Source organism: Aquabacter sp. DMC10 (assembly GCF_056314145.1).
This window is the reverse complement of the sequence record NZ_JBQUYX010000010.1, coordinates 196,576-218,452: the sequence shown is the minus strand read 5'-3', so window position 1 is coordinate 218,452 and position 21,877 is coordinate 196,576. Positions and strand designations below refer to the sequence as shown.

Here is a 21,877-nt window from a genome sequence, read left to right as displayed (position 1 = left end):
CTAAAGACGACGAACCAGCCGCTGAACTCGCGGCCGCAGCCCGTCGTTGATGGCCGGGTTATAGGCCCGGCGATTTTGGGTGTCAACATCGGGGTTGCGGAAAAAATGAACCTGGCATGACGGAGGGTGCCGAAAAGCGCGGCAATCCAAGGCTTCTCTCTGTGGATTGTGACATGTTTTTCGCCATAGCTGCTGGCCAGACGGACCGTCCCCGAGGCAGAATCGTAGGTTCCGGCCCTGCTTCAGCCCGTCGTGCTCCGGCAAGGTGGGCCGCCCCCTCCTCTCGCTCTTACTGGTGGCACCGGATGACCGTGCGTCCGCTTGTCTTTTTCCCCGATCCGCGGCTGCGCCTGCCAGCGGCTCCCGTTGCTGCCTTTGATGCGGCCTTGCACGAGCTCGCGGAGGACCTCCTGGACACGCTGCGGGCGGCCCCCGGCATCGGCATCACCGCCCCCCATGTGGGCGTCCTCTCCCGGCTGGTGGTGCTGGATCTGGGATCTGGTGACGCGGTACGGATCCTTGTCAATCCCCGCATCCTCTCGCTGTCCGCCGAGCTGGTGCGCCATGTGGAGGGCTCCATCTCCATGCCGGGCATCACCGAGGAGGTAGAGCGCCCCGCCATGTGCGGGTTGCCTATCAGGATCTTGAGGGGCGGGAGCAGGAAGTGGCTGCGGAGGGCCTCCTCGGGGTCTGTCTCCAGCATGAGATTGACCAGTTGGACGGCCTCTTCTGGCTCCAGCGCCTGTCACGGTTGAAGCGCGAGCGGGCCATCAATCGATTTAACAAGGGCCGGGCGGGGTAAAGGCACCATTTCATTTACCATAGGGCGAGAAAACGGCCGGCCGGAAGCTAGGGACGCTCCCTTTGCTGACCTCTTCCCCGGGCCCGACCTTTGCGGCGGCCCGTCGGCCATGCGAGAAGCGGATATGGCTGTGATCTATCTTGCCGGGCCGGAGGTGTTCCGGCCGGATGCCCTGGCGGAGGGCGAACGCCTGAAGGGCTTGTGCGCACAGGCCGGGCTTTCCGGCCTCTATCCGCTCGACGGCGCGCCGCCGGAGGGGGAAAACGCCCAGGCCATCCGCGCCCGGTGCATCGCCGGCATCGAGCGGGCGCACGCCGTGATCGCCAACATCTCTCCCTTTCGGGGCGCCCATATGGACCCGGGCACCGCCTGGGAAATCGGCTATGCGCAGGCGCGGGGAAAGCCGGTGTATCTGTGGTCCGGCGACACGCGGTCCATGCGCGAGCGCGTTGCCGCAAGCCGCGCCGGGGACGGATGGCGCGATGAGGACGGGCATCTGGTGGAGGATTTCGGCCAGACCGAAAATCTCATGATCTGCGGCCCCGATGCCATCGTGCATGACAGCCCGGAAGCGGCCATTGCCGCGGCGGCGGACCAGCTTGTCCATCCCGCCGCCGTGGGGGCGGTCACGCGGATCGAGCTTGCCTTCAAGGTCGCCGTCGCCATCCTGATCGCGGCGGCGGTCAGTTTCCTGGTGCCCCGGCTCATCGGCTGGTAGGGCCGGCGCCCGCGGATGCAGCAAGCGCATCTCCGAGCGAAACGGGACCCGGTTCGCGGGAAGGAAATGCCGCAAAGCAACGCGTTGGATCGCTTCGGTGTGCGACGTTGAAGGGATTTATGGCGTCTGGAGCGTGCTCGCGCCCGGGGTGGTCACCGCCCATTTGCGGGCGATGGTCTCCGCCGTCTTGCGCTCTTCCGGGGTGAGGGCGGAGACGATGCCGTCCAGATAGACATCGCCCAGTCCACGGCTCTTGGCCAGCAGATGCCAGCTTGCGGCCGCGCGCCTGTCCTGCGGCACGCCCCGTCCGACGGACAAGAGGCGGGCATAGCGGTTCTGGGCTATGGCATTGCCCGCGAGCGCGGCCTTGCGGAACAGCAGCGCGGCCGCCTGCTCATCCTTCGGCACCCCATCGCCATTGAACAGGGCGATGGCCAGCTCTACCTGGGCCGTCACATGATCCTGCAAGGCGGCGGCGGCCAGGAGGCGGATGCCTTCCGGCTTGTTGGGTGGCACGCCATTGCCTTCCCGCAACAGCACGGACAGGGCGTATTGGGCGTCCGACACCCCCGCATCGGAGGCTTGCTTGAACCAGATGGCGGCGGTGCCCACTTCCGGCGGCACCCCGCGCCCCTGCAGATACAGCAGGCCCAGATTATAGGCGGCGGCAGCGTGGCCCTTTCGGGCCGCCTTCTCGAACCAGCTGGCCGCCTCGATGTCGCTCTGCGGCACTCCCTGCCCGGTCAGGCTGGCCATGCCCATGGCGAACATGGCGTTGGTGTCGCCTCCCGCAGCGGCTTGGCGATAGAAGTCGACGGCCTTCACCGGGTCATAGGGGACGCCGAATCCACGAGAATAGAGCTCGCCCAGCAGCGTAAGCGCCGCGGGATCATTGCCGGCCTTCAGGCGGTTGACCGCCTCTTGCGCCGCAGTGATGTAATGGCCCGATTGATAGGCGCCAAATGCCACGTCGCCTTTGGCCGGCCCGTTGGAGGGCGACAGGGTCGCCAGATTGGGCAGGATGGGCGGCGCCGCCGGCGGCGCCTGCAGGCTGGGCACGCCCGGCACCTGCGGCAAAGTCGGATAGGGCGAGGGCGGCGGCGGGATGGGCTGGCTTTGCACTGGCGTGCCGGTGCCCTCCGCCTGAACCAGGGCAGGCGCGGCGGACAGGAGAAGCCCCGCCGCCACAAACAGGCGCGTAGGTGCAAACAGGCGCGTACGTGCGCGCAGGACCCGGCAGCCGATCATGACACAGCCTGCACCGCGCTTGCGGCAGCCACGGCCCGATCGATGCCGCCGATGATGGCCGCAGCTTCTGCCTCTGCCAGCCAGGGACCGGACAGGGCGACGAAGTCCGCGCCCGCCTGGGCCAGCGCCACCGCCTCTGCCTCGCTCTCGGCCACACCCACGCACGGCACCTCGAACAACTCGGCCCACCAGGCGACGAACTCCAGCGTCTGCTCAAAGGGCAGTCCGGCATCGCCGAACAGCACGTAATCGGCCCCGCCCTCCCCCGCCTCCATGGCGGCATGGCGGGTGGTGAGCCCCCCGGCTCCGGCTATGAAATCGGGCTTCAGGCGCTTGACCGCCGCCTGAAAGGCGGGCTGGCCACGCAGATGGGCGCCGTCGGCGCCGAGCGTGGCGACAAGATCGGGCAATCCTTCCACGAGTAAGGCGGCACCCGCGTCCTGAACCTGAGCCGCGAGCGCCGCGAGGCGACCCGCCTCGTCGGGCGGGGGATTTGAGCCGGGTTGGGTGTCGGACTGCGCCACCACCGCCGCGACATCGCCCGCCTGCACCAGGGGCGCGACGGCGGACGCCGCCAAGGTGGCGGGCAGGATCAGCATCAGCCGGGGCCGGTCGTCGGGCGATGTGCTCGTCATGGGTCTTGCGCGGTCCGCGTCCTGATGCCGGTGCCGGAAGGGGCACTGTTGCGTGTTCCTATAGAGCCTCGATCCAAGAGGCTCCAGCCGTCCCTGTCATCGGGCGACAGGAAGCCGGCAAAAACGCGGCGCGGGTCTGTCGGCCGGTGGGCCGTCCTGCGGATAAAAGAAACCCGCCGCGCCGGAAGGCGCAGCGGGACATTTGAAAAGGCTCGAAACCTCGGTGCGCCGGAGCGACCGGCGCGCCTGTCCTCACGCCGCCTTCTTTTCCTCGGACGCGGACCACTGGCCGAGAGCGGCCAGCGAGTTCATGCGCGCGCGATGGGTGAAGGCAGCCTGGGCGGCGGCCACGTTCTCGGCCTTGCCGGACCACGCCTTCTGCGGCGCGGCCTGAAGGGCGCGGCCATAGGAATAGGTGAGCTTCCAGGGCAGGCCGCCCAGCTTCACCATGGCGTCGAGGTGGGCGGTGGCCTCCTCGTCGGACTGGCCGCCGGACAGGAAGGCGATGCCGGGAACGGCGGAGGGCACGCAGGCCTTCAGCACGCGGACGGTCTTCTCGGCCACTTCCTCCACCGACGCCTTCTTGGCGGACTTCTTGCCGGGCACGATCATGTTGGGCTTCAGCACCATGCCCTCGAGGCGGACGCGCTGATAGTACAGCTCCTCGAACACGGTCTTCAGCGTCCACTCGGTGACGTGGTAGCAGCGATCGATGTCATGGTCGCCGTCCATGAGCACTTCCGGCTCCACGATCGGGACAATGTTGTTTTCCTGGCAGAGCGCCGCATAGCGGGCCAGCGCATGGGCATTGGCGCGGATGGCGGTGTAGCTGGGGATATGGGCGGTGATGTCGATGACGCCGCGCCACTTCGCGAAGCGCGCGCCCAGCTTGTAATATTCCTTCAGACGGCCGCCGAGACCGTCGAGGCCCTCGGTGATGGTCTCGCCGGGGCAGAAAGCCATGGGCTTGGCACCCGCATCCACCTTGATGCCGGGGATGGAGCCGGCGGCGGTGATGAGGTCCACCAGCGGGGTGCCGTCCTTGGCCTTCTGACGGATGGTCTCGTCGAACAGGATCACGCCGGAGATGTACTCCCGCATGGCCTGCGAGGTACGGAACATCAGCTCGCGATAGTCGCGGCGATTGTCCTCGGTGTTCTCCACACCGATGGCGTCGAAGCGCTTCTGGATGGTGCCGGTGCTCTCGTCGGCGGCCAGGATGCCCTTGCCGTCAGCCACCATCTTCTGCGCAATCGCGTCGAGCTCAGCAGCGCTCATCTGTCTTCACCCCTCTGTTGGGAAACCGGGCCGCAGCCCGCTCGATTTCAATCTTATTCAAGACCACGTGGCCCTTCAGCGCCGCAGCGCCTCCACCCCCGGCAGGGCCTTGCCCTCAAGCCACTCCAGGAACGCGCCACCCGCCGTGGACACATAGGAGAAATCCCCCGCCGCGCCCGCATGGTTGAGCGCCGCCACCGTGTCGCCGCCGCCGGCCACCGAGAGCAGGCGGCCGGCCTTGGTGGCTTCCGCCACCGCGCGGGCCACCGCAACCGTAGCGGCATCGAAGGGCGGCAGCTCGAAGGCGCCGAAGGGGCCGTTCCAGACCACCGTCTTCACCTGGCCAAGCTTCTCCTTCACCCGGGCCACCGTGGCCGGGCCGGCATCGAGGATCATCTCGTCCGCCTTCACGTCGTCGAGGCCGACCACGCGATGGGGGGCATGGGCCTTGAACTCGGTGGTCACAACCGCATCCACCGGCAGGATGATCTCGCAGCCGCGCGCGGCCGCCTTTTCCATGATGTCGCGGGCGGGGGCGGCGAGATCGTGCTCGCACAAGGACTTGCCGACCCCGTGGCCCTGCGCCGCGAGGAAGGTGTTGGCCATGCCGCCGCCAATGACGATCACATCCACCTTGGCGGTGAGATTGCCCAGCAATTCAAGCTTGGTGGACACCTTGGCTCCACCCACCACCGCAAGCACCGGACGCTCGGGCGCTTCCAGCGCCTTGGTCAGGGCATCAAGCTCGGACTGCATGGAGCGGCCGGCAAAGGCCGGCAGCTTGTGGGCCAGCCCCTCGGTGGAGGCATGGGCACGGTGGGCGGTGGAGAAGGCGTCGTTCACATAGAGGTCGCCCAGCTGGGCGAGCTCGGACACGAAGTCCGGCGCGTTCTTTTCCTCGCCCGCATAGAAGCGGGTGTTTTCCAGCAGCAGCACATCGCCATTGGCGAGGTCGTCCACCGCCTTGCGGGCGTCGGGGCCCACGCAGTCGTCGAAGAAGTTCACCGGCCGGCCGAGGCGCGCGGAGAGCGCCGGCACGACGGGGGCCAGGGACTGGCTGGCATCGCGGCCCTTGGGCCGGCCGAAATGGGCAAGCAGGATGGCCCGCCCGCCCTTTTCGGAAATGGTGCGCAAGGTGGGGAGGATCGCCTGGATCCGGGTGTCGTCGGTGACGCGCCCGCCATCCATGGGCACGTTCAGGTCCACCCGGACCAGGACGCGCTTGCCGGCGAGATCGGCATCATCGAGGGTGCGGAAAGCGGTCATGATGGCGCCCTCCCCGTCCGATCAACCGAGCTTGCCGAGGGCAACCGCGGTGTCGGACATGCGGTTCGAGAAGCCCCACTCATTGTCATACCAGGACATGACGCGCACCAGCGTGCCGTCCATGACCTTGGTCTGGTCCATGTGGAAGGTGGACGAGTGGGGGTCGTGGTTGAAGTCGATGGAGACGTTGGGCTGCTCCGTGTAGCCCAGCACGCCCTTCAGCTCGCCCTCGGCCGCCGCCTTGATGGCCGCATTGATCTCGGCGACCGTGGTCGGGCGCTTGGCTACGAACTTCAGGTCGATGACCGAGACGTTCGGGGTGGGCACGCGGATGGACACGCCGTCCAGCTTGCCGTTCAGCTCGGGCAGGACGAGGCCCACCGCCTTGGCGGCGCCGGTGGAGGTGGGGATCATGGACAGGGCCGCCGCGCGGGCGCGGTAGAGGTCCTTGTGCACCTGGTCCAGCGAGGGCTGGTCATTGGTGTAGGAGTGCACGGTGGTCATGAAGCCGCGCTCGATGCCGACCGCGTCATTCAGCACCTTGGCCACGGGGGCGAGGCAGTTGGTGGTGCAGGAGGCGTTGGACACCACCACATGGTCGGCGGTGAGCTTCTGGTGGTTCACGCCATAGACGACCGTGATGTCAGCCCCATCGGCAGGCGCCGAGACGAGCACGCGGCGGGCGCCGGCGGTCAGGTGGGCCGAGGCCTTGTCCTTGGAGGTGAAGATGCCCGTGCATTCCAGCGCGATGTCGACGCCGAGATCCTTGTGGGGCAGCTGGGCGGGATCGCGCACGGCGGTCACCTTGATGCGGTTCTCGCCGATCACGAGCGTGTCGCCATCCACCGTCACGGTGGCGGGGAAGCGGCCGTGCACGCTGTCGAAGCGCAGGAGGTGGGCGTTGGTCTCGACCGGGGCGAGGTCGTTGATGGCCACCACCTGGATGTCGGTGCGCCCCGATTCGATGATGGCGCGCAGCACGTTGCGCCCGATGCGACCGAACCCGTTGATGGCCACCTTCACCGTCATGTCATCCTCCATGCGCCCGCCCTCAAGGCGGGCCGTCCGATTATCGATCCCGCAGGCGCATCTGGCGCGCCCGTCGCACATGCGAAAGCGGCCGGAGCCCGAAGGTCCGGCCGCCTCTTGAACCTCAGTCCTGCTTCAGCTGCGCCAGCGCAGCATCGGCAACCGCCTCCGGCGTAATGCCGAAATGCTTGAAAAGTTCCTTGGCCGGGGCGCTGGCCCCGAAGCTGGACATGCCGATGAAGGCGGCGTCCGAGCCGATGATGGCGTCCCAGCCCATGCGGATGGCAGCCTCGACGCCCACCTTGGCGGGCGCGGTGCCGATCACGGCGGCGCGCTCGGCAGCGGGGCGGGCGAGGAACAGCTCGAACGAGGGCACCGACACCACGCGGGTGGGCACGCCCTTGTCTTCCAGCAGCTTGCGGGCAGCCACGGCCAGCGACACCTCGGAGCCGCTGGCGAACAGAGACACCTGCGCCTCACCGGAGGCGGCCACTATCTCATAGGCCCCTTCGGCGACGCGGTTGGCCGCATCCGCCTGCCGCAGGATGGGCAGGTTCTGGCGGGACAGGATGAGCGCGCTCGGCCGGTCCTTGGCGTTCAGCGCGATTTCCCAGCACTCGGCGGTCTCCACCGTGTCGCAGGGGCGCAGCACCAGGAGGCCGGGAATGGCGCGCAGCGCGGCCAGGTGCTCCACCGGCTGATGGGTGGGGCCGTCTTCGCCCAAGCCGATGGAATCGTGTGTGAGCACATGGATCACCCGCTCGCCCATGAGCGCCGCGAGACGGATGGCGGGGCGGGAATAATCGGAGAACACCAGGAAGGTGCCGGAATAGGGGATGATACCGCCGTGGAGGGCGAGGCCGTTCATGGCGGCGGCCATGCCGTGCTCGCGCACGCCCCAATGCACGAAGGTGCCGGAGAAGTCATCGGGCGTGACGGAGGTCTGACCCTTGGCGCGGGTGTTGTTGGAGCCGGTCAGGTCCGCCGAGCCGCCGAGCATCTCGGGCACCGCCACGGTGATGGCGTCCAGCGTGATCTCAGAGGACTTGCGGGTGGCGACCGCGCCACCGTCGGCCGCGGCCTTCTCCTTCACCGCACGGATGGCGGCCGCGAGGGCCTGCGCCGGCAGCTCGCCGGCGATGCGGCGCAGGAACTCGGCCTTCTTGTCGGCGGGCAGGGCCTCCACGCGGCCTTCCCACTGCGCGCGGGGCGCGGCGGCGCGGGCGGTCGCCTCGGCCCAGGCCTGCGCCACGTCGGCGGGAATCTCGAACGCGCCGGCTTCCCAATTGAGCGCCTTGCGGGTGGCCTCGATCTCGGCGGCGCCCAGCGGCGAACCGTGGGATTTCTCGGAGCCGGCCTTGGCAGGCGAGCCGAAGCCGATGGTGGTGCGGCAGGCGATCAGGCTCGGCGTGCCGGTGGCCTTGGCGGCGACGATGGCCGCGAAGATGGCGTCGGGATCATGGCCGTCCACGCGGGTCACGTCCCAGCCCGAGGCGGCAAAGCGCGCCAGCTGGTCGGTGGAGCCGGACAGCGAAGTGGCGCCGTCGATGGAGATGCGGTTGTCGTCCCACAGGACGATGAGCTTGCCGAGCTTCAGATGGCCGGCAAGTTCCACCGCTTCCTGGCTGATGCCTTCCATCAGGTCGCCGTCGGAGGCGAGCACGAAAGTGTGGTGATCCACCACCTCGGCCCCGAAGCGGGCGGCCATCAGGCGCTCGCCCATGGCAAATCCCACCGCGGTGGCGATGCCCTGGCCGAGCGGACCGGTGGTGGTCTCGATGCCGGTGGTGACGAAATTCTCAGGATGGCCGGGGGTGAGCGAGCCGAGCTGGCGGAATCGCTTGAGCTCCTCGATGGTCACGTCCTTGAAGCCGGTCAGGTGCAACAGCGCATAAAGCAGCATGGAGCCGTGGCCGGCGGACAGGATGAAGCGATCGCGGTCCGCCCATTTGGGGGCGGAGGGATCGAACTTCAGGACCTTCGAGAACAGGACGGTGGCGATGTCGGCCGCCCCCATGGGCAGGCCCGGATGGCCGGAATTGGCGGCCTCGACCGCATCCATGGCAAGGAACCGGATGGCGTTCGCCATGCGGTCATGCTGAGTTCGGCTGGCCATTCGGGACGTTTCTCCGGCGCGCACGCGCGCTGTCTTCAACCACGAGACGGGGCGCGGCCGGTCCGGCCATGCCCCAGCGGCGGCAGTGATAGCAGCGCCGCGCGGGGTGTCAAACGCAGCATGAGCTGAACGTCAAGCCCATCTTTTCGCCCGATGCCGCGCCGCGGGGGTCCCGGTTGCGGCGCAGCGTGGCATTTCAGCCTACCCTCAACGGCTTGCGGTGCCGAGCAAGGCGCGCAGCGTCTCCCGTGCCCCGCCCCATTGCACGTCTGCTATGCGCCACCCATCGGCTGTCATGACCAATTTATAGGTCACGAGCTTGGGCTCGTCGAAATTCATGAAACGGGCGGTGACCGTGGCCTCCTTCGGCGACAGGGTGGTGGTGGCCAGCGACACCTTGTCGATCTCGAAATCCTGCCCGTCCACGAAGGGGTCGAAGTTGAGCCGGGGCTCCGCCCGCTTGCCGTCCGCGACCATCAGCCTGGCCAGCGCCGGATCGAAATAGGCCTTGGTGGTGCCTGGCGCGGTAAAGTCGAAAGGGATAAGCCGCTCGGGCTCGGTTTCCAGATAGTGCTTGTAGATATCGCGAACCACCGTCTCCGGCGGGCCGTTGGCTGCCGGCGCGGAAACGGCGGCAGCCAACGGCCACAGCGCAGCCATCAGCCACGCCATCGCCCGTAAAGCGCCGCGCGCCCACCGTCCCCAGCCGTCCACACCCGCACACCACGCCTGCGCTTCGCACCGCTCCACGTCCATCCCCCCGTTTTAACGGCTTGGCGGCGCGCGGCTTTCTCCCGCGCCTCCCCGCTTGGCCGCGCCCCATGCACAGGCCGCAATGCTGCCACGCACGGTTTAAGGATCATTTATGCGTTGACAAGTATGAACATCTGGTCGCTTCGGCTCCGACTCGGATACACTTCACGCCATGTATGCTCTGAAGCACCGCGCACCGGATCCTGGTCCGATCGAAGCTGCCACCCAGCGGCTGCACGCCGCGCTGGACGCGCTGACGGCGGCGCTGGACCGGCGCAAGGAAATGGACCGCCACCAGGAAGCGCTCCTGGCCCAGCTCCACGCCATGAGCAATGACCGCGCCCGGCTCGCCGCCGAGCTGGATGCCGCCCGCGAACAGTCCCAAGCCCTCGGCGAAGTGGGCCAGGAAGTGGGCCGGCGGATCGACACCGCCATGGGCACCATCCGCGACGTGCTCGCCACCCACGGCGGATGACCATGGCCCAGGTGAGCGTCAACATCGCGGGACGTCATTACCGGATGGCGTGCGACGAGGGTCAGGAAGAACACCTGATGCGCCTCGCCAAGGACATCGACAGCCGCATCGGCCAGCTGCGCACCGCCTTCGGCGAGATTGGCGACCAGCGGCTCACGGTGATGGCGGCGGTGACCATCGCCGACGAGCTCCATGAAGCCCGCGCCCGCATCCGCGCCTTGGAGAGTGACCTGGAAGGCCAGCGCGATGCGCGCGCCTCTGCTCTCGCGCGGCTTGAAGCGGGAGAAGAGGCCGTGGCCCGCACCATCGACGAAGTGGCCGAGCGCCTGGAGCGCCTTGCCCGGGACGTCGCACCGGCGCCTGTCACCACCATCGGCATGGGGTAGGGTCGGCGAGCCGGCAAGCAAATTGCGGGGACGTGATCACCTCGCCCCTGGCGCGTCGGGCCATTCGCCCCTACATTGGTCTCAAGGCGGGGCTGTGGGGTTCGTTTTGGAGACTTTTCCCCGGGGCCTTATCGATCCTTAAGGGAGCTGTTCCTGACCTCGCCCCTGGGCTTGGACAAACGGCGCCCACCTACGTTGTAGGTTTCCCGGGATCGACCTCCGACGGCTTTTGCGGCTCCGCCCCTTTCCTTCCGTTTCCCTTCCTTCCCGTTTCCCGTGCGCTAGATGACTCCGCTGCCGCCCTCCGACGCCGCCGAGAAGGCGCGCCTGCGCACCGAGGTGCTGAAGCGGCGGGCCGCCATGGGGCCGGATGCCCGCGCGACCGCTTCCGTCCTCGCCGCCGGCAACGCACCCGCGCTCCTGGGTGCGGTGGCGGGGCGCATCGTCTCCCTGTTCGCCCCGTTCCGAGATGAGATCGACACCGCGCCATTGGCCGCCGCCTTGTGGCAGGCCGGAGCGGAAGTCGCCCTGCCGGTGGTGGTTGACCGCGCCTCGCCCCTCCTGTTCCGCCGTTGGCGGCCCGGCGACATGCTGGAGCCGGTGGGCGCCTATCGCATCCCCACCCCCTCACCCCTCCAGCCGGAGCTGGTGCCGCAGGACCTGATCGTGCCGCTGGCCGCCTTCGACCGGCGCGGCTATCGCATCGGCTATGGCGCGGGCCATTACGACAGGACGCTGGCCGTGCTGCGGGCAAAGGGTCCGGTGCGCGCCTTCGGCTTTGCCTTTGCCTGTCAGGAAGTGGAGCACGTGCCCGCCGAACCCCATGACGAAAGGGTGGAGGGGATGATAACGGAAGAGGGAACTTTCACCTGCGGCGAGTAGCATGCGCATTCTCTTCCTTGGCGACGTGGTCGGGCGCCCCGGCCGCGAAGTCGTCACCGACCACCTGCCCGGCCTTGTGACCGGCTGGAAGCTCGATCTCGTGGTGGTCAATGGCGAGAATGCCGCCGGCGGCTTCGGCATCACCGAGGCGATCTATGAAGATCTGCGCGCGGCGGGAGCGGACGCCGTGACGCTGGGCAACCACGCCTTCGACCAGCGGGAGGCCCTCGTCTTCATCGAGCGCGCCGACCGCCTGGTGCGCCCCGCCAATTATCCCGCCGGCACGCCGGGCCGCGGCGCCGCCCTGGTGGAGGCCAGGAACGGCGCCCGGGTGCTGGTGGCCAATGTGATGGGCCGCACCTTCATGGATCCCCTCGACGATCCCTTTGCCGCCGTGGACCGGCTGCTGGAGGGAGCGGAACTGAGGCACATGGTGGACGCGGTGCTGGTGGATTTCCACGCCGAGACCACCTCCGAGAAACAGGCCTTCGGCCTCCATTGCGATGGGCGCGCCAGCCTGGTGGTGGGCACCCATACCCATGTGCCCACCGCCGACCATCGCATCCTGCCCGGCGGCACGGCCTATCTCACCGATGTGGGCATGTGCGGAGCCTATGACGGCGTCATCGGCATGGACAAGGAAGAGCCGCTGCGCCGCTTCACCCGCAAGATCGGCGCCGGGCGCTTCGAGCCGGCTACCGGCCCCGCGACCCTTTCGGGCGTTGCGGTGGAAACGGACGATGCCACCGGCCTTGCGGTGAAGGTGGCACCGGTGCGCATCGGCGGCGCGCTGAGCCCGGCGCGGCCGGATTTCTGGGAGGGGTAAGCGCCTCCCCGTCATCGATCACAGCGGTTGAAGCCCTTCCTTGCCCTTTCCCCGCCCGCCGCCCTATAAGGCGCCACGGACGCTGACCGGGCCGAGCGGGCCATGCCCCACTCACCCCCTTGGCCCCGAACGAGCAATCGACACCAACAGGCCGGCCCGGGCGGCGCCGCATGAGGCGGTGCGCGGGGCCGCCCCAAAAACCCGGAGGCGGCCATGGCCGGACATTCCCAATTTAAGAACATCATGCACCGCAAGGGACGGCAGGATGCCATGCGCTCCAAGCTGTTCTCCAAGCTGGCGCGCGAAATCACCGTCTCGGCCAAGATGGGCCTGCCGGACCCGAACATGAACGCGCGCCTGCGCGCCGCCATTCTCGCGGCCCGCGCCGAAAATATGCCTAAGGACAATATCGAGCGCGCCATCAAGAAGGCCTCCGGCGCCGACACCGAAAACTACGAAGAGATCCGCTATGAGGGCTACGGCCCGGGCGGCGTCGCCGTCATCGTGGAAGCCCTGACCGACAACCGCAACCGCACGGCGGGCGAAGTGCGCTCCTATTTCACCAAGTCCGGCGGCAATTTGGCCGAGACGGGCGCGGTGTCCTTCATGTTCGATCGGGTGGGCCTGATTGAATATGCGCCCAACAAGGCCAGCGAGGACGCCATCATGGAGGCGGCCATCGAGGCGGGCGCCGAGGATGTCTCCTCCTCCGAAGACGGCCATGAGGTGGTCTGCGCCGCCGATGCCCTCGCCGAGGTGCAGCGGGCGCTGGAAGCCAAGTTCGGCGAACCCAGCAAGGCTCGCCTGGTCTGGAAGCCGCAAAATACCATCGCAGTGGACGACGAGACGGCCGAGAAGCTGCTGCGGCTGATCGAGAGCCTCGAAGACAATGACGACGTGCAGAACGTGACCGCCAATTTCGAGATGTCCGAGGCCATGCTGGCCAAGATGAGCGACTGAGCGCCGTTCTCTCGCCGCGCGCTCAGGACGCGAACCAAAAGAAATGGCCGCCGGTCACCCGGCGGCCATTTCTTTTTGCGGTGTCATGTCCCACAGGACGCCGCCCCCTATGGATGGTCACGGCCGAGAGCCGACGCACGATCCGTCGTCCCCTCGCCCCATCCCCGTTGCGGACGGGCCGGGTCCTGCCCGGCCGGCCGATCAGGCCGCAGCGAGGCGCTCGGCGGTTTCCTGCAGCTCGGCGATGGCCGCGTCGATTTCCTGGCGCTGGCGCTGGAGCTGGGTGAGCTGGGAGAGGCAACGCTCGCGGGTGAGGGCGAGCCCCCGGCCACCAGCGGTCTTCTCATGGGCAGCCACCAGGGAGCGGATCTCTGCGAGGGTGAAGCCGAGGCGCTTGCCCTTCAGGATCACGGTGAGCCGGTCGCGGTCGCCTGCGGAATAGAGGCGGGCAAGGCCTTCCCGGCGGGGGGAGAGGAGGCCCTTGTCCTCATAGAAGCGCAGCGCGCGCAGGGTGACCCCGAAATCACGGGCGAGGTCACCGATGGTGTAGACCTCCTCGCCAAGCGGACCACGTTCGTGGCTCTCGGCCCGGATCGACCGGTCGCGCACCGGGAAAGCGTTCAATTCCATCCGCACTCTCCTGAGAGGGCTGGCGGGCTGCGCCCGCCGGGGGATTGTCAAACACGAGGGATTTTCACGACCCGGGAGGTATCGCTGCCACTCGCCACGCCAACCGACGCAAACGCCGCCTGACGCACCGACAGGAGTTAGGCACATTGTTGGCTTTGCGGGAGAAGGTTGCAGGCTCCCTTAGGGAAAGTAACGGTTACCCGACGGGCCAAATGGGCACGAAAAGCGTTGCAGATTCTGGAAAACGCGCCGCGCGACCGCACGGTTAACGCGCCGTTTACCAAACCAGCCAAAACTCCCTGGCATCGATTCTCGGCGGCGATGGTCCGCCATGTTCCGGGTGAGGAGGCGGCCATGGAGCTCGCACGCACGGCCCCGCAGGACGACAACCGGCTCGTCGACCCCGCCTCGGAGGGCGCGGCCGAACCCTTGCCCTTCGCCCGCGGCGCCCTCGACCGGCTGCGGCAGGATGTGTTCCAGATGCGTCAGCGCATGCGCGAGGATGCCGCCGCCCGCGCTGCGGCCATGCTGCCGCCGCGCCCTGCCGCGGGCGTGCCGGAGGTGGTGGCTGAAGGCCCCGCCCACACATTGGGCGAAGAACCGCAGACACAGCCCTGGGCTGTCGCCGAGCGCCTGACGGTGGAATTGGACGCCGTGCGCGCGGACCTGGCTTTGCTGCGGGCCTCCGATCGCTCGGACGCACTGGCCGGCGCCATCGAGGCCCTGGGCCGCAAGATCGACCTCATCAATGCCAAGGCCATGGACCCCGTGGCCCTCGCCCGGCTGGAGCGCCAGACCGGCGAATTGAAAGTCGCCGTCTCCGACGCCGTGGCGCGCGCCGCCGCGCAGCCCATCGCCGCCGAAGCCCTGCAGGCCGCCGCGGTGGAAGCCGCGCGCGTTGCCGCCCGTGAGGAGGTGGCTCGCCACCAGCCTGAACGCGACACCACCGAACTGCATGACCGCCTTCATGCCCTGGCCGACCATCTTTCAACCTTGTCGGAGGACGGAGCCATCGGTCAGCTGGGGGCGCAGGTGGGCCTTCTGGTGGAGCGGCTCGATGCGGGCGCCCTGGTGGACACCGACGCGCTCGCACCTTTGGTGGAGGTCATCGAGCACCACATGGTCGCCCTCACCGAACGGGTGGTGGACACCCACCAGCGGCTGTCTCGTCTCGACCATATCGAGGACGCACTGGAGCGGCTGGGCGAGGAGATGGCCTATCTGCGTTATGCCTCCGCTCAGATTTCCACCGAGGCGGTGCAGGCGGTGGCCCTGCGCCTCTCCGCCCGTGACGATGCCCCCGCCCTGATCGGCCTGAAGCGCAGCCTCGCAGCGCTGGAGGCCCGGCAACGGGATTTCGAGACCCGCACCGAAGATCTCCTGGTCCGCGAGCTGGAACTGGGCCTGAAGGAATTGGTGGACGTTCAGGTGGTGCACGGGGACGATGCTGCCACCAGCGGGGCCGCGGGTCCCATCGCTCCCGCCCCGCAACCGGACGCCCCCTCGAACCCCTCCCCGTCGCGCTCCTGGCCCATCCAGGTGGCGCCCGAGGTGCTTCCCCCGGAGATGCGGACGCCGGCGCCGGTGCGCGCTGAGCGTGCCCCGTCATTCAACCTTGACCGGCGCGTGTTCGAGGTGGCGTTGGGCGATCCCATTGCCGAGGCGCAGGAGGCCCCGTCCATTGATTGGGTGGCGGCTGCCGCCCGCGCGGAGGAGATGGAAACCCGCCAGAAGGCCAGAAAGCGCCGGTTCACCCGCTTCAGCCTGTTCAGCCGTGCGGCCATGGTGGTGGCGGTGCTGGCCGTGGGTGGCGTTACGGTGCTCCAGATCCTCGGCGCCAATCCGCTCCAGGCGGGGATGGCGAGCCGGGGCAAGGTGGCGGTCAATGCCGCCGACGCGGTCCCTCCCGTGGCCGCGACCGACCTCTCTCGCCTGCCGGCTGCCGTCGGCCCGACCCCGCTGCGCACCGCAGCCGAAGCAGGAGACGCGGATGCCGCCTATGAGGTGGGTCTGCGCTATGCAGAGGGCAAGGGTGTCGCCGCCAATCAGCAATCGGCAGTAAAATGGCTCACCTTCGCCACCGCCAAGGGCTCGGTGCCGGCGGCCTATCGGCTGGCGCTGATCCAGGAGAACAGCCTGCGCAATCTCCAGGACGCCAAGAAGCTCTATGAGTGGGCGGCCGGCAAGGGCAACGTGGCCGCCATGCACGCCCTTGGAGTTCTGGCCTCAGGCGGCGTTGAGGGCAAGGCGGACTGGAGCGAGGCGGTCACCTGGTTCCGCAAGGCGGCCGAGCTTGGCTATCGCGACAGCCAGCACAATCTGGGGGTCATCTACGCCCGGGGCTTCGCCGGCCAGACCGATCTGCCAGAAGCCTACAAGTGGTTCACGGTAGCGGCCGGCCAGGGCGACACGGACAGCGCCCGCAAGCGGGACGAGGCCGGCGCCCGTCTCGACCCCACCATCGCCGCCAAGGCCAAGGCAGCCGCCGCCACCTTTGTGCCGGCTGCGCCCAACCGGCAGGCCAATTCAGTGGTTCCGCGCCCGGAATGGGACGGGACGGAGGACACCCGCCCCTCGGCCGCCAGCTGATCTTCCAACAAAGGACGTCCGTCAGGACGCCGCCCTCCGCCTGGAGGACAAGGAGACGGCCCCGTCCATCGGGGCCGTCTGCCGTTCAAAAGGCCGGCTTGCCTCAGGCCGCCGAGGACGTGGGCAGGAGCAGGTCCAGCATCACGCCGGTGGCCCGGCGCTGGGCCTGGAACATGGCCCCCGCCATGCCGCGCACGTCGGCGGTGGCTTCCTGGGCCAGCGAGACCGCCGTGGGATAGGGCGCGGTCAATTCCGCCTGGACCTCGTCATGCTCGAAGGACAATTCGGCGTCGAACTTGCGGACGATCTGCTGCATGCGGCGGTTATGGGCAAGGCAGCTCAGATGCAGGCGGCGGATGCCCCGGTTGCGGGCCGCCAGGATGGACCGCTCCAGCAATTGCGTGCCAAGGCCGAGATTCTGGAAGGCGCTCTCCACGCTGAACGCCATTTCGGCGCCCTCGGCCATGATTTCGGAATCCGGGTAGAGCTCGGCTGCGGCGCGGAGCACGCCGTCCACATAGGCCCCATGGATAAGGGACCCGGATCGGAACACGCGGGCGGCATAGTGGTCGATGAACTCGTCCGAGACCGCCGAGCAGAAGCGGCTGCGGCGGCTTTCAGGATCGAGCCTCAGGAGATGATCGCGCAGCATATGCTGCTCTCCGGGCCAGAGTTTGCGAATGATACCCGGTGCCACGGCTTCGCTCATGGCTCAACTCCGTTCGGCGACGTGACGAACTCTCCTCCCTTGTGTGGTCTTGAGGGGTTGGGACCGGCGCCGAACCTGTCCATTCCACCTTCTTGGCCGATTGCCCGCGGGCATTGGCTCGGGTGGGTCTCAGCGTGGAGACCCGGGACGGCGCAAATGAGGTGCGCTGCACAAAAGGTCAAGGCGACTGACCTTTCAAATCCGAACCATTTCGGTACGAACATGCGTCAGACGGCCGCAACAGATTGCATACAAAGACATTCCAGCCGTCATGCACCTGTTGCATGCCTGCTGCGCTGCAACATGACAACAGGATGCGGCCCCTTACCGGATGAGGATGGCGCGGAAGTCGTTCACATTGGTCAGCGTGGGGCCAGTGACGACAAGCCGGTCAAGGGCGGCGAAGAAGGAGTAGCCGTCATTGTTGAGCAGCATCTGCGCCGCGCTCACCCCCGCCGCCTCTGCCTGGGTCAGGATGGCTTCGTCGAACCAGGCGCCAGCGGAATCCTCGGTGCCGTCAATGCCATCCGTGTCGCAGGCGATGGCCGAGATCCCCTTCGCCCCCTTGAGGGACAAAGCCAGGGCCAGAAGGAATTCCACATTCCGCCCGCCGCGTCCGTGGCCGCGCACGGTCACCGTGGTCTCGCCACCGGAGAGCAGCACGCCGGGCGCCTGCAAGGGCACGCCATGGGCACTGGCGCAGCGGGCGATGCCGGCGAAGACATGCGCCGCCTCCCGCGCCTCGCCCTCGATGGCATCGCCGAGAATGAGGGCCGCAAGGCCCAGCTCCCGGGCCCGCGCCTCTGCCGCCTTCAGCGCCATGAGCGGGGTCGCGATCATATGCACCACCTGGTGCGGCTGGGTTTCCCCGGAGACGGTGTTGGAGCGGATCACTGCTTCCAGGGCCGGTGTCACGTCCACGCGCCAGGTGCGCATGAGGCTGAGCACCTCCTCCGGGTCGGAGGCCTCGGGAATGGTGGGGCCCGAGCCGATGGCGGCGGGATCGTCCCCCGGCACGTCGGAGATGAGATAGGTCACCGCCCGCGCCGGAGCGATGGCGGCGGCCAGCCGGCCGCCCTTGATGGCGGAGACCGCCTTGCGCACCTTGTTCATGACGCCGATGGGCGCGCCCGACTTCAAAAGCGCCTTGTTCAGCGCCTGCTTGTCGGCCAGCGTCAGCCCTTCCGCCGGCAGGGTCAGGAGCGAGGAGGCGCCACCCGACATCAGGCAGATCACCAGATCCTGCGGCCCCGCCGAACGGGCGAGGTCCAGGATGCGCCGCGCCGCGGCAAGGCCCGCCTCATCCGGCACAGGATGGGCCGCCTCCACCACCTCGATGGAGCGGGTGGGGCAGGCATGGCCGTAGCGGGTAACGATGAGCCCCTCGCAGGGATGGGGCCAGGCGTCCTCGAACGCCTGCGCCATCAGAGCCGAGGCCTTGCCGGCGCCAATCACCAGGGTGCGCCCGCCAGGGCCGGGGGGATCCGGCAGCAGGCCCTCGAACTTGCCCTGAGGCAAGGCGGCCGACAGCGCCGCGTCATAGAGGCTGCGCAGGATCTGTTCGTCGGTCAGGGTCTCGAATTCGGCGGCTGGCGTGGACATGGCCCATCTCCCTCGCGGCGTCCCGAACCCTGAGGGCGTCTGGGATTCATTATTTCAGGAAGTGGTAACCCCGCGGCCGCCCGCGATCAATGGCCTCAAGGACCCTTTGCCGGTGAGGCAACGGCAAGTTGCTCCCTCTCAGTCGCCCCGCTCATCCCTCTGGCGCCAGCCCCACCTTCTCCCGGAATACCACGCGCAATCCTTCTGCCAGCGCCGCCGCCGCCGGGGAGAGCGCCCGCCGCGTGGGGGTGATGAGCCCCAGCGCCCGTCGCACAACGGGCTTTTCGAGCCGCCGCATGACCAGCCCCTGGCGGGGAAACATGGCGAAGGTGAGCGCCGGCAGGGCGGTCACCCCGAGGCCGGCCGCCACCAAGGCGACAGCGGAGGGGATCTGCTCCACCTCGAAGCGGGGCGCCAGCGCCACGTCTGCCGCCGCCAGACCGCCATCCACCAGTCGCCTCACGGAGGTGGAACGGGCGAGCGCCACGAAGGGATGGCCCGCCAACGCGCCCCAGGCCAGCGCGCCCCGCCCCGCCAGGGGATGATCGCGGCGCATGAGGGCATAGACATCGTCGGCGCCCAAGGGCTCATAGGCCAGAAGCTCCCCCGCCGGCCGCATGGTGACGGCCAGATCCGCCACCCCGTCCTCCACCAGGCCCACGGCGCGCTCATGCAGCACGTCGCACACCGCCAGCTCCGCCTCGGGAAAGGCGCGGCGCAAGGCGTCGGTGGCGGCCGGCAGGATGGCGGCGGCTATGGAGGGCAAAAGGGCGATGCAGACGCGGGGGCGCCGCTGGCCCCGCTCGGCAATGTCCTGGAGGCCGGCGCGCACATCGCGGACCACCTCCTCGGCGAGGCCCGCCAGCGCCTCCCCATCCTTGGTCAGGCTGAGGCGCCGGGTGGTGCGATCGAACAGGCGCAGGCCCAGTTCCGCCTCCATGCGCCGAATGCTCTCACTCAAGGCCGGCTGGGAGATGCCCAGCACCTGCGCGGCTTCCGTGAAGCTCAAGGCGCGGGCGGCGCAGGCGAAGACCTCCAGCTGGCGCACGGTGATATTCATCGTATCACCCTATGAAATTATATAGTTGCATTATTTGACCTAATGAATTGGCCCTGTCTAGGATTTCCGAAACCGGCGGGAGATCGATCGGTTCAGCCGCAGTTCCCGCGCAGACGGGCCGGCACGGGAGGACGGGATGACGGACATGGTGCGCATCGGCTCCGGTGCGGGCTTTGCGGGCGACCGGGTGGACGCTGCAATCCCGGTGGTGGCGGAACTGAGCCGCCATTCTGGGCCGCGCTTCCTCATCTTCGAGACCCTGGCGGAACGCACGCTCGCCGCCTGCCAGCTGGCCCGCCGCAATGATCCCACGCGCGGCGACAGCCCGGCGCTGGAGCGCTTTGTGGGCCCCATCCTGGCGCCGTGCTTGTCTTCCGGCATCCGCATCATCGGCAACTTCGGCGCCGCCAATCCCCCGGCTGCCGCAGCCCGCATCGCCGCCCTGGCCAAGGCCGCCGGCTTTGCCCCCCGCATCGCGGTGGTGGAAGGCGCGAGCCTTGAGGACCGCCTGAGCGTCGCCGAACTGGCGGCGCGTGAGGTGGGCGGCACCTTGCTCCAGGGGCGCGACGCCATCGTCTCGGCTGACGCCTATATCGGCGCCACCGCCATCATGGAGGCGCTGGATCTCGGCGCCGACATTGTGGTGACCGGGCGCATCGCCGATCCCGCCTTGGCGCTCGGGCCGCTGCGCCATGTGTTCCGCTGGGACGAGGCGGACTGGGACCTTCTAGCCGCCGGCACGCTGGCCGGACACCTCCTGGAATGCGGTGCCCAGGTCTCCGGCGGCTATTTCGCCGATCCCGGGGTGAAGGACGTGCCGGATCTGGCCCATGTGGGCTTTCCCATTGCCGAGATCGCCCGCGACGGCACGCTCACCCTCTCCAAGCCGCCGGGCACGGGCGGGCGCATCGATCGCTTCACCGTGATCGAGCAGATGCTTTACGAAATCCATGATCCCGCCGCCTATCTCACACCCGACGTGGTGCTCGACATCACCGCCACCCGCGTGGAGGAGATCGGCCCGGATCGCGTGCGCATCTCCGGCGCGCGCGGCCATGCGCGGCCGGAGACGCTGAAGACCACGGTCTGCTTCGAGGCAGGGCACCTGGCGGAGGCCGAAATCTCCTATGCGGGCCCCAATGCCGCCGCCCGCGCCGCGCTGGCCGCTGAGATCATCCGCACCCGCATGGCCGAGCAGGCGCCGAGCCTGACCGTACGGGTGGATGCCATCGGCATCGCCAGCCTCTTCAACGACACCGCCGGCGACGTGCTCGCCGCGCGCTTGGCCGAGACGCGATCCCAGGACGTGCGCCTGCGTTTTGCCGCCCAATCCAGCGACCTGAAGGCGCTGAACCTGCTGCTGGACGAGGTGGAGGCGCTCTATTGCGTCGGTCCGGCCGGCGGCGGGGGTGTGCGACGCCATCTCACCGCGCGCCTGTCCAGCGCCTCCTGCCTGGTGGAGCGCGCCTTCACGCAGCCCCGCGCCACTTTGCTGGAGGATGCGGCATGACCTTGCACCACCCCACCGCCCCCCTCCTTCTGCACCGCCTCGCCTTCGCGCGCGCCGGCGACAAGGGCAACCGGGCGAATATCGCCTTGGTCTGCCGCCTGCCCGAGGCCTTCCCCGCTTTGGCCGAGCAGGTGACCGCCGAGGCGGTCGCCGCCCATTTCGCCAGCCGGCATCCCACCCGCGTGGTGCGCTACGACCTGCCGAACCTCTGCGCGTTCAATTTCGTGCTGGATGACGTGCTGGAAGGGGGCGTGAACGCCTCCCTCGGCCTCGACGGTCACGGCAAGTCGCTCTCCTTCCGCCTGCTCGAACTGGAGCTGGCGCCGACGCAAAAGGTGCAGGAGGCGCTGCGCCTCCTGCCCGCCGACACGCTCACAACCATCTGAAAAACCGGAGGAACCCC

Annotated in this window: 20 protein-coding genes, 1 other RNA gene and 1 pseudogene; 11 read left to right on the top strand and 11 right to left on the bottom strand. The window is 68.4% G+C overall.

The annotated features are described in order from the left end of the window. Nucleotides 1–305: 305 nt before the first annotated feature. Nucleotides 306–802, top strand: a pseudogene (locus ACT54L_RS23600) (peptide deformylase). 124 nt (nucleotides 803–926) lie between these two features. Further along, nucleotides 927–1,520 carry a nucleoside 2-deoxyribosyltransferase gene (locus ACT54L_RS23595; RefSeq protein ID WP_476088102.1) on the top strand — a complete coding sequence of 198 codons (594 nt, stop codon included), beginning with the start codon at nucleotides 927–929 and terminating at the stop codon, nucleotides 1,518–1,520. Between the two features lie 117 nt (nucleotides 1,521–1,637). Here the strand turns inward: ACT54L_RS23595 and ACT54L_RS23590 are convergent, their stop codons facing one another. From ACT54L_RS23590 to ACT54L_RS23560, 7 genes are all read right to left on the bottom strand, one after another. Continuing rightward, nucleotides 1,638–2,768: a tetratricopeptide repeat protein gene (locus ACT54L_RS23590; RefSeq protein ID WP_476088101.1), complete on the bottom strand. Its 1,131-nt coding sequence runs from the start codon at nucleotides 2,766–2,768 to the stop codon at nucleotides 1,638–1,640. After that, nucleotides 2,765–3,403 (bottom strand): thiamine phosphate synthase, encoded by a 639-nt coding sequence (locus ACT54L_RS23585; protein ID WP_476088100.1) that lies wholly within the window; start codon nucleotides 3,401–3,403, stop codon nucleotides 2,765–2,767. The genes ACT54L_RS23590 and ACT54L_RS23585 overlap by 4 nt, the downstream gene beginning before the upstream one ends. A 252-nt stretch (nucleotides 3,404–3,655) precedes the next feature. Next, nucleotides 3,656–4,681 (bottom strand): class I fructose-bisphosphate aldolase, encoded by a 1,026-nt coding sequence (locus tag ACT54L_RS23580; RefSeq protein WP_476088099.1) that lies wholly within the window; start codon nucleotides 4,679–4,681, stop codon nucleotides 3,656–3,658. A gap of 75 nt (nucleotides 4,682–4,756) precedes the next feature. Next, the gene (locus ACT54L_RS23575; protein ID WP_476088098.1) at nucleotides 4,757–5,947 is read right to left on the bottom strand and encodes a phosphoglycerate kinase; all 1,191 of its coding nucleotides are present in this window, start codon (nucleotides 5,945–5,947) and stop codon (nucleotides 4,757–4,759) included. 21 nt (nucleotides 5,948–5,968) lie between these two features. Next, complete coding sequence (gap, locus tag ACT54L_RS23570; RefSeq protein ID WP_476088097.1) at nucleotides 5,969–6,976, bottom strand: type I glyceraldehyde-3-phosphate dehydrogenase; 1,008 nt, start codon at nucleotides 6,974–6,976, stop codon at nucleotides 5,969–5,971. 124 nt (nucleotides 6,977–7,100) lie between these two features. Beyond that, nucleotides 7,101–9,092 carry a transketolase gene (gene tkt, locus ACT54L_RS23565; protein ID WP_476088096.1) on the bottom strand — a complete coding sequence of 664 codons (1,992 nt, stop codon included), beginning with the start codon at nucleotides 9,090–9,092 and terminating at the stop codon, nucleotides 7,101–7,103. Nucleotides 9,093–9,299: 207 nt separating this feature from the next. After that, complete coding sequence (locus ACT54L_RS23560; RefSeq protein ID WP_476088095.1) at nucleotides 9,300–9,752, bottom strand: YqhG/Tai3 family protein; 453 nt, start codon at nucleotides 9,750–9,752, stop codon at nucleotides 9,300–9,302. A 265-nt stretch (nucleotides 9,753–10,017) separates the two neighbouring features. On the opposite strand from ACT54L_RS23560, the gene ACT54L_RS23555 reads away from it, so the two are divergent. The 6 genes from ACT54L_RS23555 (at nucleotide 10,018) to ACT54L_RS23530 (ending at nucleotide 13,374) form a co-directional block, all read left to right on the top strand. Further along, the gene (locus tag ACT54L_RS23555) at nucleotides 10,018–10,320 is read left to right on the top strand and encodes a DUF4164 family protein (RefSeq protein ID WP_476088094.1); all 303 of its coding nucleotides are present in this window, start codon (nucleotides 10,018–10,020) and stop codon (nucleotides 10,318–10,320) included. A gap of 2 nt (nucleotides 10,321–10,322) precedes the next feature. Continuing rightward, a complete protein-coding gene (locus tag ACT54L_RS23550) occupies nucleotides 10,323–10,706 on the top strand; it encodes a cell division protein ZapA (protein ID WP_476088093.1) in 384 nt (127 codons plus the stop codon). Nucleotides 10,707–10,792: 86 nt separating this feature from the next. After that, nucleotides 10,793–10,948, top strand: a non-coding RNA gene (ssrS, locus tag ACT54L_RS23545) — 6S RNA. Between the two features lie 43 nt (nucleotides 10,949–10,991). Continuing rightward, complete coding sequence (locus ACT54L_RS23540) at nucleotides 10,992–11,588, top strand: 5-formyltetrahydrofolate cyclo-ligase (RefSeq protein ID WP_476088092.1); 597 nt, start codon at nucleotides 10,992–10,994, stop codon at nucleotides 11,586–11,588. A 1-nt stretch (nucleotide 11,589) separates the two neighbouring features. Next, entirely contained in the window at nucleotides 11,590–12,414 is an 825-nt protein-coding gene (locus ACT54L_RS23535; RefSeq protein ID WP_476088091.1) for a TIGR00282 family metallophosphoesterase, read from the top strand. A gap of 213 nt (nucleotides 12,415–12,627) precedes the next feature. Beyond that, nucleotides 12,628–13,374 (top strand): YebC/PmpR family DNA-binding transcriptional regulator, encoded by a 747-nt coding sequence (locus ACT54L_RS23530; RefSeq protein WP_476088090.1) that lies wholly within the window; start codon nucleotides 12,628–12,630, stop codon nucleotides 13,372–13,374. Between the two features lie 201 nt (nucleotides 13,375–13,575). On the opposite strand, the gene ACT54L_RS23525 is transcribed toward ACT54L_RS23530, so the two are convergent. Beyond that, entirely contained in the window at nucleotides 13,576–14,004 is a 429-nt protein-coding gene (locus tag ACT54L_RS23525; protein ID WP_476088089.1) for a MerR family transcriptional regulator, read from the bottom strand. 354 nt (nucleotides 14,005–14,358) lie between these two features. Here ACT54L_RS23525 and ACT54L_RS23520 point away from each other — a divergent pair, with 354 nt between their 5' ends. Further along, nucleotides 14,359–16,593: a tetratricopeptide repeat protein gene (locus tag ACT54L_RS23520; RefSeq protein WP_476088088.1), complete on the top strand. Its 2,235-nt coding sequence runs from the start codon at nucleotides 14,359–14,361 to the stop codon at nucleotides 16,591–16,593. Nucleotides 16,594–16,696: 103 nt separating this feature from the next. Here ACT54L_RS23520 and ACT54L_RS23515 read toward each other — a convergent pair whose 3' ends face one another. The 3 genes from ACT54L_RS23515 to ACT54L_RS23505 all read right to left on the bottom strand — a co-directional run bounded on the left by ACT54L_RS23515 (nucleotide 16,697) and on the right by ACT54L_RS23505 (nucleotide 19,964). Then, nucleotides 16,697–17,302: a GNAT family N-acetyltransferase gene (locus tag ACT54L_RS23515; protein WP_476088087.1), complete on the bottom strand. Its 606-nt coding sequence runs from the start codon at nucleotides 17,300–17,302 to the stop codon at nucleotides 16,697–16,699. Between the two features lie 324 nt (nucleotides 17,303–17,626). Next, entirely contained in the window at nucleotides 17,627–18,904 is a 1,278-nt protein-coding gene (locus ACT54L_RS23510; protein ID WP_476088086.1) for a glycerate kinase type-2 family protein, read from the bottom strand. 151 nt (nucleotides 18,905–19,055) lie between these two features. Next, a complete protein-coding gene (locus ACT54L_RS23505; protein ID WP_476088085.1) occupies nucleotides 19,056–19,964 on the bottom strand; it encodes a LysR substrate-binding domain-containing protein in 909 nt (302 codons plus the stop codon). 136 nt (nucleotides 19,965–20,100) lie between these two features. Between ACT54L_RS23505 and ACT54L_RS23500 the strand changes: the two genes are divergently transcribed. Together ACT54L_RS23500 and ACT54L_RS23495 are read left to right on the top strand one after the other, a co-directional pair. After that, entirely contained in the window at nucleotides 20,101–21,474 is a 1,374-nt protein-coding gene (locus ACT54L_RS23500) for an acyclic terpene utilization AtuA family protein (RefSeq protein ID WP_476088084.1), read from the top strand. Beyond that, on the top strand, nucleotides 21,471–21,860 hold the full coding sequence (locus tag ACT54L_RS23495) for an AtuA-related protein (protein WP_476088083.1): 390 nt from the start codon (nucleotides 21,471–21,473) through the stop codon (nucleotides 21,858–21,860). The genes ACT54L_RS23500 and ACT54L_RS23495 overlap by 4 nt, the downstream gene beginning before the upstream one ends. The last annotated feature ends 17 nt before the right edge of the window (nucleotides 21,861–21,877 follow it).